Genomic DNA, 14683 nt, shown 5'->3' with positions numbered 1-14683 from the left:
GACTCACGGGCCTGGTGGTTAAGACTGGTCTTATGCAGGGACGCGAAGACACGCAACGCGTCGAAGGCACGTCTTCGGGAATCCGGCCTCCGCCATTAGGGAAGATCAACGTATAGGAGGGCTGGATACGATTGCAAGGTAACTCAATTTCTTTCTGAAAAAAGATAACGACGATGTCGGGCAGATCGTCCGGGGCGGGTGTAACTTGCGCAAGAGGCAGCCGCGAGCGATCCTCGCCTGATGGCCCTCCTATCGGTTCGGCGTTCGTCGCGGCCTACCTGCTAGTGCACGGGATCGTGAAGCTTGCCATCGTCGTTGCCCTGCTGATCGGATCACGGCGCGTCTACCCATGGGCAATCGCGGCCTTGATCGCGTTCCCCTTGGATTGGCCTTTCAAGCATGAGTTCCTGCTCCACTACAGGCACGAAGTGCTGGAGCATCAGGATCTGAGGGACTGACCCAAGAAAATACTTCCACCTCCAATGCGCATCCCGCATCGCCCTCGGGCCGGCATTACGGGACACGAGAACCTCCGTGATTGTGAAGACGTCAGATATCTCCACTGAGCCCGGAGGTTCTCCCCTTCCGCAACCCAACCACTGCCACCAACCTCCTGGCCGGGTACATCTAGACCGCTACCCCCTGCCGCACCACTTCCTTCAGGTCGACGGTTGGATCTGTCAGTGCCTCGATCATGCCTCGGACGTCCAGGCCGATCAACTGCTTGGCCTGTGTAAAGTCCTTGGGGGAGTTTACGGTGTCGACGGCGACGACCACGTTGCCTGCCAGGTACACGACCGCGAACCGGCCCATCGCGGGGTCGCCCCGGACGACGGTGGCGTCGTAGCCCGCGAGGACGCCCGCGGTCTTCAGCCGAAGGTCGTACTGATTGGACCAGAACCACGGCACCTCGGCGCCGGGACGAGGTTCGCCGGTGAGCGTCGCGATGACGGCTTTGGCATGGGCGGCGGCGTTCGGGATCGACTCGAGGCGGAGCCCGTCCGTGCCCATCAGAGCGCAGTCGCCGGCTGCCAGCACGTCGGGCAGAGTGGTGCGCCCGTGGACATCGACGAGCAGACCGTTGGGAGCGTCCGCCCCCGCCGCGGCGACGGGCTCCACATTGGGGACCACGCCGATTCCGACGACCACGACGTCCGCAGGTAGCGTCTCGCCGTTCGCCAGCCGCACCCCCGTGCAACGCTTGCCATCCCCCACGATCTCGGTCACGGTGGCGTTCAGCTCGATCCGTACGCCGGCGGCTCGATGCCGATCGGTAACGAATGTCGACAGTTCGGCACCGGCGACCCGGGCGAGCACGCGGTCCTGGGCCTCCAGCACGGTCACCGAGGCACCGAGCTTTGTGGCTGAGGCAGCGACCTCCAGGCCTATGTATCCGCCGCCGATCACCACCACCTGGCTGTCCGGACCGAGCTTGCCGCGCAACCACCGGGCGTCGTCCAGGGTGCGCAGCCCGAGCACTCCGCTCAGGTCCGCCCCAGGGACAGGCAACACGCGCGGGCGACAGCCCGCGGCCCACACTAAGCTCCCGTAAGTGAACTCGCGGCCGTCGGTGGTGCGGATGGCGTGAAGGGCCGGGTCGAGCCACTCGACGGTTGTCGACGAATGCAACTCGATCGGTGACTTGAGCCAGTAAGCGGCCGAGCGCAGCGGCAGGGTGTCCTCCGGAACCTCGCCGACGAGGTACGCCTTCGACAGCGGAGGGCGCTCGTAGGGAAGCCCGGGCTCGGACCCGAGGACGGCGATCGACCCAGTGATGCCTGCGGTGACGAGCCCGACCGCGACCTGGGTCCCCGCCGGGCCCGCCCCGACAACCAGGACATCGTGGTGTGCTGACATGGAAAACCTCCGAAAAGTGGGAGAATAATAGGTTAGGCAAACTCCTGCCGAGGGCCCCGTCGCCGCAGTCGCGACGGTGCAGGGGGCCGAGGTGGACAGGGCTCCGTCGCGCCTCTTCGGCACTGGCCGATAGCCCGTTCCGGTGGATCAAGGCTAAGAGACTCTCGCAGCCCTCGTCTTCCCGGGGCTGCCCGGAGCCTCACCAACGACTCGCGAACAGTTGGAGGCAACCGGCGCGTCGTTGACGACTGTGTGGATGGGCTTTCAGAGATCAGTGCTCCGGCACTGCGACCTCAATTCCGTCCAAGTCAGGGGTGATCCGGATCTGGCAGCACAATCTGCTGTGTTCGGTGCGGTCGTCCAGCACCTCGAGCATGTCCTCCTCATCTCCCGAGGCCGGTTCCAGTTGATCGAACCATTCGGGGGTGACGTGGACGTGACAGGTCGCGCACGTCAACTCGCCTCCGCATTCACCGACGATGCCGGGGATGTCCTGGGACAGAGCGGCCCGCATGACGGTCTCCCCGTCGGCCGCGTCGACCTTGCGAACCTCACCGGTCGGAATACGGAACTGGATGATGCTGGTCATTTGGCCTCCTCAGGCTCTTGTGCGCGCCGGAACACGCACGGGTGTGTAGGCTACGGGCAGTTCGGTGAACCCTGTGACGCTGGTGTCGGCCAGCCAAGCCGGCCCTGTGACAGTGGTATGCATGTCGGGAAACGCCTTCAGCACGCGTGGAACGATCGTCGCGAGCTCCATGCGCGCCAGCGGACGGCCAAGACACACATGCGGCCCGTGACCAAACGCCAAGTGAGGGTTCGGGTCTCTTCGGATATCGAACTCCTGGGCGTTGTCGAACACTCGATCGTCCCTGTTAGCCGAAACCAAAAAACACCCAACCCAATCCCCGCGCTTGATCCGCTTGCCCCGGAACTCGAAGTCTCGGCTCGCGATGCGCAACTTGTTCTTGGTCGGTGTAACCCAACGAAGAATCTCCTCGACGGTACTACTCGTCAGACTAGGATTTTCGGCGAGCATTTTACGCTGCTCAGGCTGCCTCATGAGCTCCCACAGGCCAACCGCTACGGCGTTACGCGTGGTCTCCAGCCCACCCCCAATGAGTGCGACAAACCAGCTCTTCATCTCATGAATGCTGAGCTTTTCACCATCAATCTCTAGCTCACCGATTATGGTTGCGAAATCGTCCTTCGGATTCTCTCGGCGATCCAGAGCAAGTTTCGTGCAGTAATCCAGTAGCTTTTGCTGACCGAGGTCGTAAGTTTTTACAGGGTCATTGTCGATCATCCAACGCGGGTGACCAGATGACATAAACTGCCATGACGCCTCAGTAATGTAATCCCAGTCCTCCTTCGGCACCCCCACCATTTCAAGGGTGACCCTCGTCGGGAGCGCCGCGGCAATGTCCTCGACGAGATCACACTCCCCCTTCGCTGCAATCGAGTCGATAATGTCGTCGACCATCTGCTCAATCCCTTGCCGCATCTTTTCGATCTGCGGCACAGTGAAATGCTTGTTGATCGGCCGACGGTAAAGGTCATGCATGGGAAAATCCAATTCGGTGATCCGCACGTCGACCCCCCGTTTGTGTCGCTCTTCAGGGGTAACCCGCTTCGGGGTGAGCGGTATCCGGCTGTTCCAGCGGGAGCTGAAGTCGTGTGCATTTTTCAGGACCTCGCTCACATCTTCGTGCCGCGTGATCGCCCAGTAATCCTTGCCGTAGCGTTCGTCCCGAACCCAGCGGACCGGGTCCTCGTCCCGCATCTGCGTGAACGCGGCATGGTAGTCGGTTCCAACATAGAAATTCGGGTCTAGTAGACCATTATCGATCGTTTTCCAGTCGATCATCCGGTCGCTCCTTCTCTAGTTTTGTGTTCGGGCGGGTCGATCAGCCGCCATCCACCGCGGTTATGCGCATCGGCGCACCACCTCTCAGGGAAGTTCGCGGACGGCGAGTGCCGCATCGGTCGTGTTTGTGAAGCGCATTCAACGCGGCCCGAAATCAATCAGGACCAACCGCGGATCGGTGGATCAAGGCTAAGTCAACGACGCGCATTCCGGGTCCCGCCAGGCATGCAGGTGAAAAAGGATGTTTGCTCAACCGGGCAAACGGGATGACCAGCCACTCGCCCCATAGAACTCCACATAAGAGTCCGAAGGACAATCTGCATAGGCCTGTTGTCGTGTCATGCTGACGAATTCCTTTCAGCCCCGGTTGTAACCTTGATCACACGACCAAGTCTAGTACCAACTCGGCCATGTGATCAAGAACTCTTACCAAAAACTCTTCGCCGGTTCATGCCCTAGGTCACCGGCTTCTCAGGAATTAGCTCATCACCCCAGCGCCGGCAGCACTGCACGGTTGATCAAGCGATTAAGAGTTTGTCATCGAGCCGCCGTCTAGTCCGGAGATGAGATGACCTGCCTCTGGTCGGTGCGTGGGTGGGCATCCGGAGGCGAGACAGGGCTTCCGGTGGTCTTGAAAATGGGAGTCAGGCTGCAGGGGTCGGGGAGACGGTGTAGCCGAGGCCTTCGGGTCGCAGACGTGGCCGCTTTTTTTGGTGTCCGGGTCGGTGTGGCGGGTGAAGTGGTCGGCGCCGATGGCGCGTTTCTTGCCCTGCCGCCGGGCGATCCTTCGGTAACGTTCACCCAGGAAGGTATCCGTTCTGCCGGCACCGACGGCGGCTTCGCCCAACGTACGGGCGATATAGCGGTTCGCGTCCGGTCGAGCCGTTGCCTTTGGTCTTTCCCGCGGCCGAACTGATACCCGGGGAAAACTTCGCCCAGGAACACAGGTGCCCCGCGGTCGGGAACCTGGACATGTCGACCCCGATTTCGGCCAGGACAGTAGCGGCGGCGGTGAGACCGATGCCCGGGATCTCATCGAGGCGTTCCACCGCCCATGCGAAACGGGCCAGTTGCGCCTCGATCTGCTCCTCAAGCGCGGTGATGTCCGCGTCGATCCCATCGATCCGCGCCAGCATCCTGGCTAGAAGGAAGCGGGGGTGCTCGTCAAAAAGGGCCGGTGAAGGCCTCCTCAAGTTCGGTGATCTTGTTCCGCATGCTCGACCGCGCCAGCTGCGCGAGGACTTTCGGGTTCCGTTCAGCGTCGATGAGCGCTGCCATCATCGCCCGACCGGAGACGCCGAAAATGTCCGAGGCGACCACGGAAAGTTTGCTCCCTGCGTCCTCCAGAAGTTTCTTAACCCGTTTCTTCTCCGCCGTCCGTGTGCCGATCAGATCGATCCGGTACCGGGCCAGATCTCGGAGCCGTCGGATCGGGGCGGGCGGGACGAAGCTGGGCCGCAGCATGTGGCGCTCCGTTGTTTCTCCTGAAGAAGGGAACAGCTAGGGAGACGGCGCCGCCGGGCTGTCCAAACTTTGTCCTGTTGCCAGTTGAGGGAGATCTCCATATCAAATTGGCCAAGCGTCCAAGTAAGCTGGGAAGAAATTAGAGCATTTCCAGAATCCCGCAATTCGGAGAAGCGTGAGCGAGGAGGCAGCATGCCGCAGGATCATCAGCCTGTCAGTTTCCGCCGTAGGCAGTTTGTGGAGGCGGCCATTACTGTGATCAGTCGGGAAGGTGTGGCCAGGGCGACAACTCGCCGCATCGCCGAAGTGGCCGAGCTACCAACTGCCAGCCTCCACTATTGTTTCGCGACGAAGGAAGATCTCTTCCATGCAGTCTATGAAGCCATCACAGCTGCCCGTTTTGCTGGAGTCGGTGAACGAATACAGCAAGAAGTGGGGCTTCACCAGGGCGTCGCAGATATATTGCGTTCATTCATGAAGTGGTTTCAGAGCAGTCGCGACATGCAGCTCGCCAGTTACGAGCTCACAATGTGGTCTTTGCGAAGTTCAGACTCCCAACATTTGGCTAGGCGGGTTTACCGCCGGTACCTGGATAATTGCGCCCAGCTGCTTCGTGAAGTTAGAACCGAGGAGGAACTGGATGTCGATATTGAGAATCTTTCGGGGCTTCTGGTTGGAGTGACTAATGGTCTGGTGCTGCAGTGGCTGTCGTTCGACAACTCGGAGGAAGGCATATCCACCGACAAGTGCGTGAAGATGGTTCAAAACGCGCTCTCTACCCTGAAATATGAAGCCGGAATGGCTGGCTAAGGCAGTGGTTCTTTCTAGCCTCGCCCTCTTCAAGCTTGGGGGCGCTGGGCGGCCATTTCCCCTTGCCTCTACCATCCATGCCCTTTGGGCTTAGGCTGACAATTTCTATTCCTCGAGGCCTAACCCGATCTGGTTGAGTTGTGATTGAGTGAAGCCATGGCTGCTCCCATAGAGGATTATGCGCTGCTTGCGGACCTCCAAACCGGGCCGCTCTGCTCACGAAACGGCAGCGTGGACTGGCTCTATTTCCCGCGTTTTGACTCTCCGTGGTTATTTTGTGCACTCGTGGGAACCGCCGATCACGGTCGGTGGCTGTTGGCTCCCAGCCATGGAGGCGCAGCCGTCGTTGATCGGCGCTACCTAGATTCGACGTTTGTGCTTCAAACAACCTGGGAAACCATCACCGGCCGTATCTTGATTAGAGACTTCATGCCGGTGGGCTTGGACCGCTCCTCACTCCTGCGCCGAATCATGGGGCTGTATGGAACCGTCGAGATGCACCAAGAACTCATTATCCGGCCCAGCTATGGCCTGGTTATGCCATGGGTTAGTCGTGGCCACGACCATGCAGATCCCGGGGCAACGGTCCTGGTGGCCACGGCGGGTCCGGATGCAATCGCATTGAGGGGACCGCACATTCCACTGGCTTATGCTCATCAGGGGGTCGTGCTCCCGGTCGACGGCGGAGCGTCCATGCCGTCATCGCCACCAACGCCAAACACCACATCCTCGATAATCTTGGCGAGCAGAGGGCCATCGAGGACGTGGTGTTTGAGCAGTGAAATCCCGACTCTATTCTGAGGGCGGGCTTGAAAGCGCGACCGCGGCATTTTGCTCGGCCAAGAGTGCTTCGCGGTGTTCAACCCACGCCCGGGCGGGCCTGCCCGGATGATCGACGGTCATTCCGCCGTCAGCTGTGAACTCCGATCCGGTGGAGTAGCTGGACTCGTCGGAGGCGAGGAAAAGGACCAAGTAGGCGATCTCTTCCGGCCGGCCCCAACGCCGCAAAGGCAAGGCCCACTCTGTGGGGGTGGTATCCAGCACGCCAGCGCCGTACCAGGATCCGGAGGTCGCCGACATCGGAGTCTTGATGCCACCGGGAAGTACAAGATTGACGCGAATGCCGAAAGGCCCGAACTCGATCGAGCTGCTCTTAGTGAGACCGGCCAGGGCGTGCTTAGAGGTGGTGTACCCGGTGCCTCCGGCTTCTCCACGGCCACTGTTCGTCGACCCGATATTGATGATCGATCCGCCACCTGCACGCCGCATCGGATCAAACAACGCCTTGGTGCCAAGCCAGGGGCCCACAACGTTGACCGATAGAATGTTGAGCAGATCTTCCTTCACCATCTGATCGATCGTTCGGTGCTGCGTTATCCCGGCGTTGTTCACGAGAACCGTAGGAGTTCCGAATCGCTCGATGGTTGTAGCGACCGCAGCATTCCAGTCGTCCTCGCTGGTGACGTCCAGGTGGACGTAGAGGGCGTTTTCGCCGAGGTCTGACGCCAGCGCCTGGCCAGGATCGTCGAGCACGTCCGCGATGACGACCTTCGCTCCCTCAGCGACGAAGAGTCGTGCTTCAGCCTCGCCCTGTCCTCGTGCTCCACCCGTGATGATGGCGACCTTGCCATCCAGCCTGTTACCCACTTCACTACCCTTTCAGCCAGTTTTTCCCGTGTGTTTCGCATCGACAAGAGGCGAGGCGATTTTGCATGTTTGCGCACCACATGTGAGTGGTCGACGCGATGTTCGCGCCAGAGAGCCTTCGGCTGGCGCCTAACTGCACTCCACGCGCAGGCGGGCAAGTCGAAGTGTTTTGATGTACCAGCGTCCGTCGTCAAGTCGAACGTAGCTCTCGTGATAGGTGCCGAAGTTGTGCATGTAGGCCACCGGCTCGCCCGTGGGGAGCCAGTGGTGGCTCTCGTAACGGAAAACTGCGGTGGCAGTGGTATCGGACGTGAGCTCGATGTCAGGGTTGAAAATGTGATGGACCATGCCGTGGTCCTCCCGGGTTGATGAGACCGTGGCACGGATGGCGGCTCGGCCCACAACCGGCCATACAGCGCCCTGGCGCGCAACCGCCTCAAGATACTCGAACGCAGCCTTGGAGGCTGGTTCATTTGAACCTGGTTTGCGGGCAGTCGGGAAGTCGCTCTCATCCATCTGCGCATCAGGAGCGAAGAGCGACTCGAACTCATCCCAGCGGCGGTGATCGATGCTGTTTGCATACTTGCTCTTGATCCGCGTGATGGCCTCGATCGCCTGCAGTTGCTCGACATCGCTCAACGTGAGTTGGCTGGATGGCATCAGTGGTCCCCTCTCGATGCGCTCATCGCCGTAACGTTCTGCTGTCGTTCGCGTGGATGTGGTGAGTACCGCCGATGAGCCCGGATCCTAGAATCGTATTCAATGGATGCTAACAGCATCCCGGCACGATTGTCACGCGACCATGCACAACCCGGCATCCTACAATTCCAGGCGCGACCCCCGTCAGTCTGCTTACGACAGTATGGTGGAACAACCGAGGAAGGGCCACTGATTGGAATCGGACCCACGACGTGTTAGATTCGTATTCAGCCTGGTTTCCGCGTCACAGTTTTCTGTGCCATATACAGCAACGAAGGAGTCGCTCGCCGTGACGGAGTTCGTCGATTACCAACACAGTTATCGGCACATAAAACTGACCAGGGGTGAGGATGGAATCCTCCTGGTGCAGCTACATTCGGACAACGACTTCCTTCGCATGGGAGAAACGGTTCACCGGGATCTCACCGCCGCGTTCCGGCAGATCGCTCTGGATCGCGCGAATCGGGTGGTGATCATCACGGGCACCGGTACAGACTTCATCGGCCCGCGAGCCGACGCTCCCGGAGGTAGAACCCTGACCCGCCAGAGCAGCCTCGCCGACGAGTACGCAGTGTGGGAAGAACTTGCCTGGACCAACCAGCGCGAGATGAACAATGCGCTGCTTGACATCCCCGTGCCCGTGATCGCAGCGGTCAACGGTCCCGTCCGTCGCCACTGCGAAATGCCGTTGTATTCGGACATCGTGATCGCATCCGAGACCGCCTCCTTCGAGGATTCCGCCCACTTCGATCTCCAGGATTTGGTGCCGGGCGATGGCAGCCACATCTGGATGACCATGCTGCTGGGCATAAACCGCGCCCGCGCGTACATGCTCACTGGAGAGGTCATCACTGCTGAGGAGGCGCTTCGCTGGGGGCTCGTCAAGGAGGTCCTGCCATCGGAGCGCGTTCTTGAGCGCGCGTGGGAGATCGCACGCAGGATCGCCGAAAAATCGGATTCGACGCTCCGCTTCACGCGCTCCCTCATGGTTCAGCCGATCAAGAAGCAGACACTCGAGTTACAAGGGATGGGCCTCGCCTACGAGGCGCTCGCCGCATTCGGACGAGGTCTCTGACCACGCACCCTGACCTTAATGACGGATCAGAAGGAGTATCCACTGTGAAGAAGACCTTGGAGTGCCCGTGCGGTCAGACCGTTCACGGGACGGATGAAGATGACCTTGTAGCCAAGGCGAAAGAGCACCTTCACGTCGAGCACCCTGGCCGGGAGTATTCGCGCGAAGAGATCCTCTTTATGGCTTTCTGAACGAGCCCTCGGCAGGCCACCCGCCACGCTCAGGCACTGCTGCGCGGGACGGATTCACGCGCAGTGCTAAGCAAAGGAGACTCATGAAAAATCAACTTCAGCGCTACGGGGTGTGGAAGGTAGCAAACACCTGGACACCGGCCCTGGCGAAGGAGCTGGAGACGTTGGGCTTCGGGGCTCTGTGGATCGGCGGCTCGAAGGATAGCGAACTGCACCTCGTAGAGCAACTGTTGCAGGCAACAGACAACATCGTCATCGCCACGGGAATCATCAACGTGTGGTCCACAGATGCAGACACCGTTGGCCCAGCCTTCCATCGAATCGAGCAGCGCTTTCCTGGCAGGTTCGTTCTGGGCATTGGTGCCGGCCATCGCGAGTCCAACCAGAGTGTCTATGACAAGCCGTACACGGCAGTGAAGCATTACCTCGACCGTCTCGACGCCGGCGAAGTGCCGTCCGATCGACGCATCCTTGCCGCACTGGGACCCGACATGGTGCGTCTATCCGGACGTCGGTCACTGGGAGCACATCCCTACCTCACCATTCCGGAGCATACGAAGAAGGCGCGGGATCTCCTGGGACCACTCCCCCTCCTCGCTCCCGAGCAGAAGGTCGTCCTGGGCTCCGACCCAAGCATCACCCGCGCGGTCGGCCGCGCATTCGTTGATGATCCCTACCTCCAGCGGGTGAACTACCGCAACAACCTCCTGTCGCTCGGCTACAGCGAGGACGAGATGATCAACGGCGGAAGCGACCGGCTGATCGACGACCTTGTCTTGCAGGGCACCGCCGCCCGGGTAGCCGAACGGCTGGAGGGCGGCCACCACGCCGCCGGGGCCGACCACGTTGCCATCCAGCTCCTTGCGGATGGAGCGCCCACCGTCGCGTCGTATCGAGAGCTGGCACACGCTCTTGGCCTTCACCGTGCGCAGTGACGAGTGCTCGTGTAGCCGCAGAGATCGCCAAGCGCGACAACCCGGTGTAGACCCTGCCACGGGTGAGGCTCGAGGCTACGACAGACCTGTTCCTGGAGTGATCCCGGTTCGTCCCCCGTCGACGGTGAAAACTGAGCCGCTCACGAACGAGGCCTCAGGTGACGCGAGAAACTCCACGACGGCTGCCGTTTCATCTAGGCGCCCCAGCCTTCCGAGCGGCGTGTACTTCGCCAAAGCCTCTTCGAAATTCGGGATCGTGGCGCCCGCCGGGTACTCCAGAAAATCTCTCGTCTCCATGGATGCGCATCGAGCCACGTAGTTCACCCGGACGCCACGCTTACCGAAGTCGTGAGCCATCACGTGGGTGAGAGCGACTAACCCGCCCTTGGCCGAGGAGAACGCAGGCACCGTGGGGTTCCCCTGGAGGCCGTCGATGGTTCCCACGTTGATGATCGAGCCTGCCGCCGACGCAGAAAGCAGGTCGGCGAACACCTGCGCGAGGACGACGGCCCCGGTGAGATTGACACGCACCACCCTTTCCAGCAGCGCAATGTCGATGCGAGAAACCGGTCCCGGCGTGTCCACGACCCACTGGCAATTGATTAGCGTGTCTACATGGTCTATTCCGCCCGGAAGCCGATTTGGCAGGTCACGCAGGCCCTCGAGGTCGTCGAGTTGCATCGTAACTCCGACGGCATTCGCACCCCGCATTGTCACCACTCCCGTTACCTCCCGAACACGTACCTCATCCTCGTCGATGATGAGGACGGTCGCACCGGACTTGGCAGCACGTAGCGTACACGCCCGACCAAGTTCGATAGCGCCCCCGGCAATGACAGTGACCCGATCGCTCGTATTCTCCACGATTTTTCCTCTCCTCGGCCCAGCTGTTGTCGTCTCCGGCTTTCCTTGGCTCGTGGCCCGAGAGCGCTTGCTCAGAGCGGCGCCAGAGTTCCGGTGGCAGCTGACCACTCGTGCGCGGTGACCCTGCTGATGTAACCGGCAAGGTTGTACGGATCCGCGGCAAGCAGACTCTGCGCTTCCGCTGCGTCGGCGACCTTCAACAGAAAGAGGATGTCCACGGAGGCATCGGCGACCTTGCCCACCGCTAGCAGTTCGCCCGAATCCTCCAGGCCCCTGATGAATTCCAGGTGCTCCTTCTGGAGCCTCTTACGCTCATCCGCAGCGTTCTTGTCGTACGTATAGGTAGCGACGACGGTCACGGTTCCTCCTGTAATTGGCTTAGGGTGTCAGTCGAAGTTGACGAGAATCTTGCCGACGTACGTCTTCGCGCGTAGCGCCTTGTATGCCCTGGCGATCTCGTGGTGCGGTACTCGCATCCCTATGTGCGGCCGAATCTCGTGCTCCCTGCCGAATCGGAGCGATTCGGCAAGGTCGGTGACCGAGCCCACCATACGTCCACGCAAAGTGAGAGCTCGACGGATCACCAGCGAAGCCTCTGCAGCCGGCAACCCGAGCGTGCCGATCACATCGATACGGCCGCCAAGGCGGGTGGCCATCATCGATCGCGTCAAGGTGTCCCCCGCAGCGATCGACACGACGAGATCGACACCAGCACCGTCGGTGACCTCCCTTACATGCTCGGGCCAGCGGTCATCTGCGCGGTCGAAGGTTTCGGCGGCGCCAGCATCACGCAGCAGCTGATGCTTCTCTGCACTCGAAGTCAATGCCAGTACCCGTCCCCCGCGAGCCAGAGCCATTCCGAGAGCGAACAGGCTCACTCCTCCAGTGCCCTGCACCAACACGGTGTCACCCGGGCGTACGGCCCGCGTAGCACAAAAAGCCGTCACGCCCGCGGTGGGGTAGGACACTGCGGTATCGTCATTCATTCCCTGAGGAACCTCTACGACGCCCTGCGACTCGAGCACTACGTACTCTGCGAGTACCCCGTCGCGGGGGCCGCCGAGAGCGCCGGCGAGGTGCTCCGGCAGCATAGGTCCGCTGATCCACGTCTGGTGGAACGAGCCGACGACGCGGGCTCCCACCTGAACCTCGGTCACGCCTGCACCGACAGCAACGACCTCCCCCAGCCCGTCCGACACCGGAATGCGGCCGGGCACGACCTCACCGCTCTGCAATCTCTTGACGACACCGAGGTCGCTATTGTTGAGCGCCGCCAGCCGGACTCGTACGACCACCTGTCCGGGACCAGGCTCCGGGACCGGAGTGCTCTCCGGGACCGGGACGTCCGCGCCGGGCTGAAGCCGGTAGGTGATCACCGCGGTGCTCGGACGCCCACCGGCACGCCCTCGGCCCGGAGGCGCTGCGGGCCCTGTCGATGCCGGAGGTGGACCGGGTCGTGATTCTTCGCGAGGTTCATGCTACTTTCCCCTTGATCGACCGTGCCGTACGACGGCGGCTCAGACCCCGTCATGGCCTCGCCACTCCTCGAGCAACGCGGGCGCAAGGTGCACGGCCTGTTGCGGGCCCACGAGGAGATGATTCATCGCGACGCGAGCATTGGCGTTGAGGCGGGCGAAGATCCCATCCTTCGGAATCACGTCGGAACCGGCCCACAACGATGCCGTGGACAAGATGTCTTCCAGCATCCGAGTGAGATAGACCGCTGCCTGATCGACGCGGATCGAATGCATCTCAGTGAGGCGGCCTTCTATAGTTGCACTCCACACCTCGCGGTATGCGTCAAAAACGAATGCACGGGCGGCTTGATAAAGTGACTCGATACGAACGAAATCGGCCTGGAACAGCGGATACTCGTCCAGGGCCGGAATGGTACCGCGGCGTCGACCCTGAGTCGACTTCGCGATCTCCTCGAGAATTCGCTTCGCCAGACCAAGCCCGACGCCACAGTGGTGCAGTCCTGAGATCTGCCAGAAGCCCTGGTTGAACACCGGGTCATCGGGAAAGTTGTGGACAGTCTCAAGGGCCATCCATTTTTCCTCAAGAACGTGCGGTATAACCCGGTAGGATCCTGAACCCGATCCCGCGAGGCCGGACGCGTTCCAATCGTGCTGCCACTCGACATTTTTCCTGTCGACCCAGATGAAGACGACGATTGGTTCGCCCTTGTCGTCAAGCCGCGGAATATCGTTGTCATCGACCAGAGCCACGCGAGCCACCACTCGGTCTGCGTACTGCGAGCCTGAGCCGAAAGGTCTCGGTCCGGTCTGGACCAGATAGCCCCCCTCGACCCGCTTCGCCTTACCGTAGGGCCCAGTGGGTGAACCGGAGCCACAAGCGATGCCATCACCGTTCGGTCCAATGAGCTCGCGGAACGCTTCTTCGGGCAGCAGGATCCCCGGGAAAATCGTGCCTGTCTGGTGGTTGGCATACACCCAGCCGGCGGAAGCGTCCTGACGGGCAATCTCTTCCGCGATCTCAAGATAGGTCAGATCGTCAATACCCGCTCCACCGAGATGCTCCGGCAGCAGAACACCATAGAGACCAGCGTCCTTCCACGCCTGGACGACCCTCGGCGTGATGATCGTGTCTCGGGCTGCCTGCGGCACCTCAGACTCCACCAGTGGAGCCAAGGAGCGCGCGATGGCAACCCACGCTTTCGCCGAGGTGGGCCTGCGGTCCTTGGAGCTGATAGGCGGGGCAGTTGCTGATGGCAAGGTTGTGACCTCCCTAGGTTGAGGTATTGATGAAGTGAACGGGCTCACAGCGGGACATCCGAGGCACGATAACGGAGCGCGAGCTCGCCCCAGTCGCGGTAGCGGATCGTCTCCTGGACGGTCTTGGCCGTGTCCGAATAGTCCGCGTCCACCATTCCGGTTTGCTTGAGTTCCGTGAGCGTCTTGATAGCTGCCTCGTATATTGCGTACGAGACAGGGACCGGGTCAAGCAGAATCTTCACACCGCTCTTTTCAGCGAGTTTGCGCTCTTCACGCGTGGCGCTGCCGAAGCGGATGGGCACCATCATCACCGGCACTCCGCACGATGCCTCTACAGCTTCGGCAGCATCCTCCCATTCGATATGTGTTGGCTTGATCACATCGGCCCCCGCCTCAGCGAATAGCCGCATGCGCAACAGTGCCTCGTCCTTCGATATCAGGGCACTATCAGTCCTCGCCACGATGACCGTGTTTGGATCCCGGCGCGCCTCGACCGCGGCGCGAACACGTTGGACCGCCGCATCGCGTGTCAAGTGGTG

18 protein-coding genes are annotated in these 14683 nt (G+C 61.1%); 6 read left to right on the top strand and 12 right to left on the bottom strand.

Annotation, left to right across the window (positions count from 1 at the left end; genetic code table 11):
- The first annotated feature begins 173 nt into the window (after window positions 1-173).
- Window positions 174-458: a hypothetical protein gene (locus tag AC1DD5_RS24690; RefSeq protein ID WP_477520162.1), complete on the top strand. Its 285-nt coding sequence runs from the start codon at window positions 174-176 to the stop codon at window positions 456-458.
- 169 nt (window positions 459-627) lie between these two features.
- On the opposite strand, the gene AC1DD5_RS24685 is transcribed toward AC1DD5_RS24690, so the two are convergent.
- The 5 genes from AC1DD5_RS24685 to AC1DD5_RS24665 all read right to left on the bottom strand — a co-directional run bounded on the left by AC1DD5_RS24685 (window position 628) and on the right by AC1DD5_RS24665 (window position 5188).
- Window positions 628-1857 (bottom strand): NAD(P)/FAD-dependent oxidoreductase, encoded by a 1230-nt coding sequence (locus AC1DD5_RS24685; RefSeq protein ID WP_477520161.1) that lies wholly within the window; start codon window positions 1855-1857, stop codon window positions 628-630.
- 271 nt (window positions 1858-2128) lie between these two features.
- Window positions 2129-2446: a 2Fe-2S iron-sulfur cluster-binding protein gene (locus AC1DD5_RS24680; protein WP_286138863.1), complete on the bottom strand. Its 318-nt coding sequence runs from the start codon at window positions 2444-2446 to the stop codon at window positions 2129-2131.
- Window positions 2447-2455: 9 nt separating this feature from the next.
- Window positions 2456-3724 carry a cytochrome P450 gene (locus AC1DD5_RS24675; RefSeq protein ID WP_442006847.1) on the bottom strand — a complete coding sequence of 423 codons (1269 nt, stop codon included), beginning with the start codon at window positions 3722-3724 and terminating at the stop codon, window positions 2456-2458.
- A gap of 797 nt (window positions 3725-4521) precedes the next feature.
- Window positions 4522-4860 carry a transposase gene (locus AC1DD5_RS24670; protein WP_477522999.1) on the bottom strand — a complete coding sequence of 113 codons (339 nt, stop codon included), beginning with the start codon at window positions 4858-4860 and terminating at the stop codon, window positions 4522-4524.
- Between the two features lie 28 nt (window positions 4861-4888).
- A complete protein-coding gene (locus tag AC1DD5_RS24665; protein ID WP_477520159.1) occupies window positions 4889-5188 on the bottom strand; it encodes a hypothetical protein in 300 nt (99 codons plus the stop codon).
- A 192-nt stretch (window positions 5189-5380) separates the two neighbouring features.
- Here AC1DD5_RS24665 and AC1DD5_RS24660 point away from each other — a divergent pair, with 192 nt between their 5' ends.
- Together AC1DD5_RS24660 and AC1DD5_RS24655 are read left to right on the top strand one after the other, a co-directional pair.
- Window positions 5381-5998 carry a TetR/AcrR family transcriptional regulator gene (locus AC1DD5_RS24660; RefSeq protein WP_442006845.1) on the top strand — a complete coding sequence of 206 codons (618 nt, stop codon included), beginning with the start codon at window positions 5381-5383 and terminating at the stop codon, window positions 5996-5998.
- A gap of 156 nt (window positions 5999-6154) precedes the next feature.
- Complete coding sequence (locus AC1DD5_RS24655) at window positions 6155-6799, top strand: trehalase-like domain-containing protein (RefSeq protein ID WP_477520158.1); 645 nt, start codon at window positions 6155-6157, stop codon at window positions 6797-6799.
- On the opposite strand, the gene AC1DD5_RS24650 is transcribed toward AC1DD5_RS24655, so the two are convergent.
- Both AC1DD5_RS24650 and AC1DD5_RS24645 read right to left on the bottom strand, forming a co-directional pair.
- Window positions 6791-7645: an SDR family NAD(P)-dependent oxidoreductase gene (locus tag AC1DD5_RS24650; protein ID WP_477520157.1), complete on the bottom strand. Its 855-nt coding sequence runs from the start codon at window positions 7643-7645 to the stop codon at window positions 6791-6793. The two genes, AC1DD5_RS24655 and AC1DD5_RS24650, sit on opposite strands and share 9 nt — an antisense overlap.
- A gap of 129 nt (window positions 7646-7774) precedes the next feature.
- A complete protein-coding gene (locus AC1DD5_RS24645; RefSeq protein ID WP_477520156.1) occupies window positions 7775-8305 on the bottom strand; it encodes a nuclear transport factor 2 family protein in 531 nt (176 codons plus the stop codon).
- Window positions 8306-8633: 328 nt separating this feature from the next.
- On the opposite strand from AC1DD5_RS24645, the gene AC1DD5_RS24640 reads away from it, so the two are divergent.
- The 3 genes from AC1DD5_RS24640 (at window position 8634) to AC1DD5_RS24630 (ending at window position 10545) form a co-directional block, all read left to right on the top strand.
- Window positions 8634-9419, top strand: coding sequence for an enoyl-CoA hydratase/isomerase family protein (locus AC1DD5_RS24640; RefSeq protein WP_477520155.1), 786 nt, complete (start codon window positions 8634-8636; stop codon window positions 9417-9419).
- Between the two features lie 44 nt (window positions 9420-9463).
- Window positions 9464-9610: a DUF1059 domain-containing protein gene (locus AC1DD5_RS24635; protein WP_477520154.1), complete on the top strand. Its 147-nt coding sequence runs from the start codon at window positions 9464-9466 to the stop codon at window positions 9608-9610.
- Window positions 9611-9693: 83 nt separating this feature from the next.
- Window positions 9694-10545, top strand: coding sequence for a TIGR03620 family F420-dependent LLM class oxidoreductase (locus tag AC1DD5_RS24630; protein ID WP_477520153.1), 852 nt, complete (start codon window positions 9694-9696; stop codon window positions 10543-10545).
- Window positions 10546-10620: 75 nt separating this feature from the next.
- Here the strand turns inward: AC1DD5_RS24630 and AC1DD5_RS24625 are convergent, their stop codons facing one another.
- The 5 genes from AC1DD5_RS24625 to AC1DD5_RS24605 all read right to left on the bottom strand — a co-directional run.
- Window positions 10621-11409 (bottom strand): SDR family NAD(P)-dependent oxidoreductase, encoded by a 789-nt coding sequence (locus tag AC1DD5_RS24625; protein ID WP_477520152.1) that lies wholly within the window; start codon window positions 11407-11409, stop codon window positions 10621-10623.
- A 71-nt stretch (window positions 11410-11480) separates the two neighbouring features.
- Window positions 11481-11768 (bottom strand): YciI family protein, encoded by a 288-nt coding sequence (locus AC1DD5_RS24620; protein WP_477520151.1) that lies wholly within the window; start codon window positions 11766-11768, stop codon window positions 11481-11483.
- A gap of 27 nt (window positions 11769-11795) precedes the next feature.
- Window positions 11796-12785 (bottom strand): zinc-dependent alcohol dehydrogenase family protein, encoded by a 990-nt coding sequence (locus tag AC1DD5_RS24615; protein ID WP_477520150.1) that lies wholly within the window; start codon window positions 12783-12785, stop codon window positions 11796-11798.
- Window positions 12786-12926: 141 nt separating this feature from the next.
- Window positions 12927-14048, bottom strand: a complete 1122-nt coding sequence (locus tag AC1DD5_RS24610) for an acyl-CoA dehydrogenase family protein (RefSeq protein WP_477522998.1) — start codon at window positions 14046-14048, stop codon at window positions 12927-12929.
- A gap of 140 nt (window positions 14049-14188) precedes the next feature.
- On the bottom strand, window positions 14189-14683 hold a 495-nt coding region (locus AC1DD5_RS24605), incomplete at its 5' end, for an isocitrate lyase/phosphoenolpyruvate mutase family protein (RefSeq protein ID WP_477522997.1).

The sequence above is a fragment of the Paenarthrobacter sp. 10L420 genome, from assembly GCF_056395385.1.
The sequence above is the reverse complement of the archived record's forward strand: the minus strand, read 5'-3'. Positions and strand labels throughout refer to the sequence as shown.

Excerpts from the sequence above, each read along its gene's own strand:
- AC1DD5_RS24690 (WP_477520162.1), top strand. The coding sequence starts at position 174 with ATGTCGGGCAGATCGTCCGGGGCGGGTGTAACTTGCGCAAGAGGCAGC.
- AC1DD5_RS24685 (WP_477520161.1), bottom strand. The coding sequence starts at position 1,857 with ATGTCAGCACACCACGATGTCCTGGTTGTCGGGGCGGGCCCGGCGGGG.
- AC1DD5_RS24680 (WP_286138863.1), bottom strand. The coding sequence starts at position 2,446 with ATGACCAGCATCATCCAGTTCCGTATTCCGACCGGTGAGGTTCGCAAG.
- AC1DD5_RS24675 (WP_442006847.1), bottom strand. The coding sequence starts at position 3,724 with ATGATCGACTGGAAAACGATCGATAATGGTCTACTAGACCCGAATTTC.
- AC1DD5_RS24670 (WP_477522999.1), bottom strand. The coding sequence starts at position 4,860 with ATGCTGGCGCGGATCGATGGGATCGACGCGGACATCACCGCGCTTGAG.
- AC1DD5_RS24665 (WP_477520159.1), bottom strand. The coding sequence starts at position 5,188 with ATGCTGCGGCCCAGCTTCGTCCCGCCCGCCCCGATCCGACGGCTCCGA.
- AC1DD5_RS24660 (WP_442006845.1), top strand. The coding sequence starts at position 5,381 with ATGCCGCAGGATCATCAGCCTGTCAGTTTCCGCCGTAGGCAGTTTGTG.
- AC1DD5_RS24655 (WP_477520158.1), top strand. The coding sequence starts at position 6,155 with ATGGCTGCTCCCATAGAGGATTATGCGCTGCTTGCGGACCTCCAAACC.
- AC1DD5_RS24645 (WP_477520156.1), bottom strand. The coding sequence starts at position 8,305 with ATGCCATCCAGCCAACTCACGTTGAGCGATGTCGAGCAACTGCAGGCG.
- AC1DD5_RS24630 (WP_477520153.1), top strand. The coding sequence starts at position 9,694 with ATGAAAAATCAACTTCAGCGCTACGGGGTGTGGAAGGTAGCAAACACC.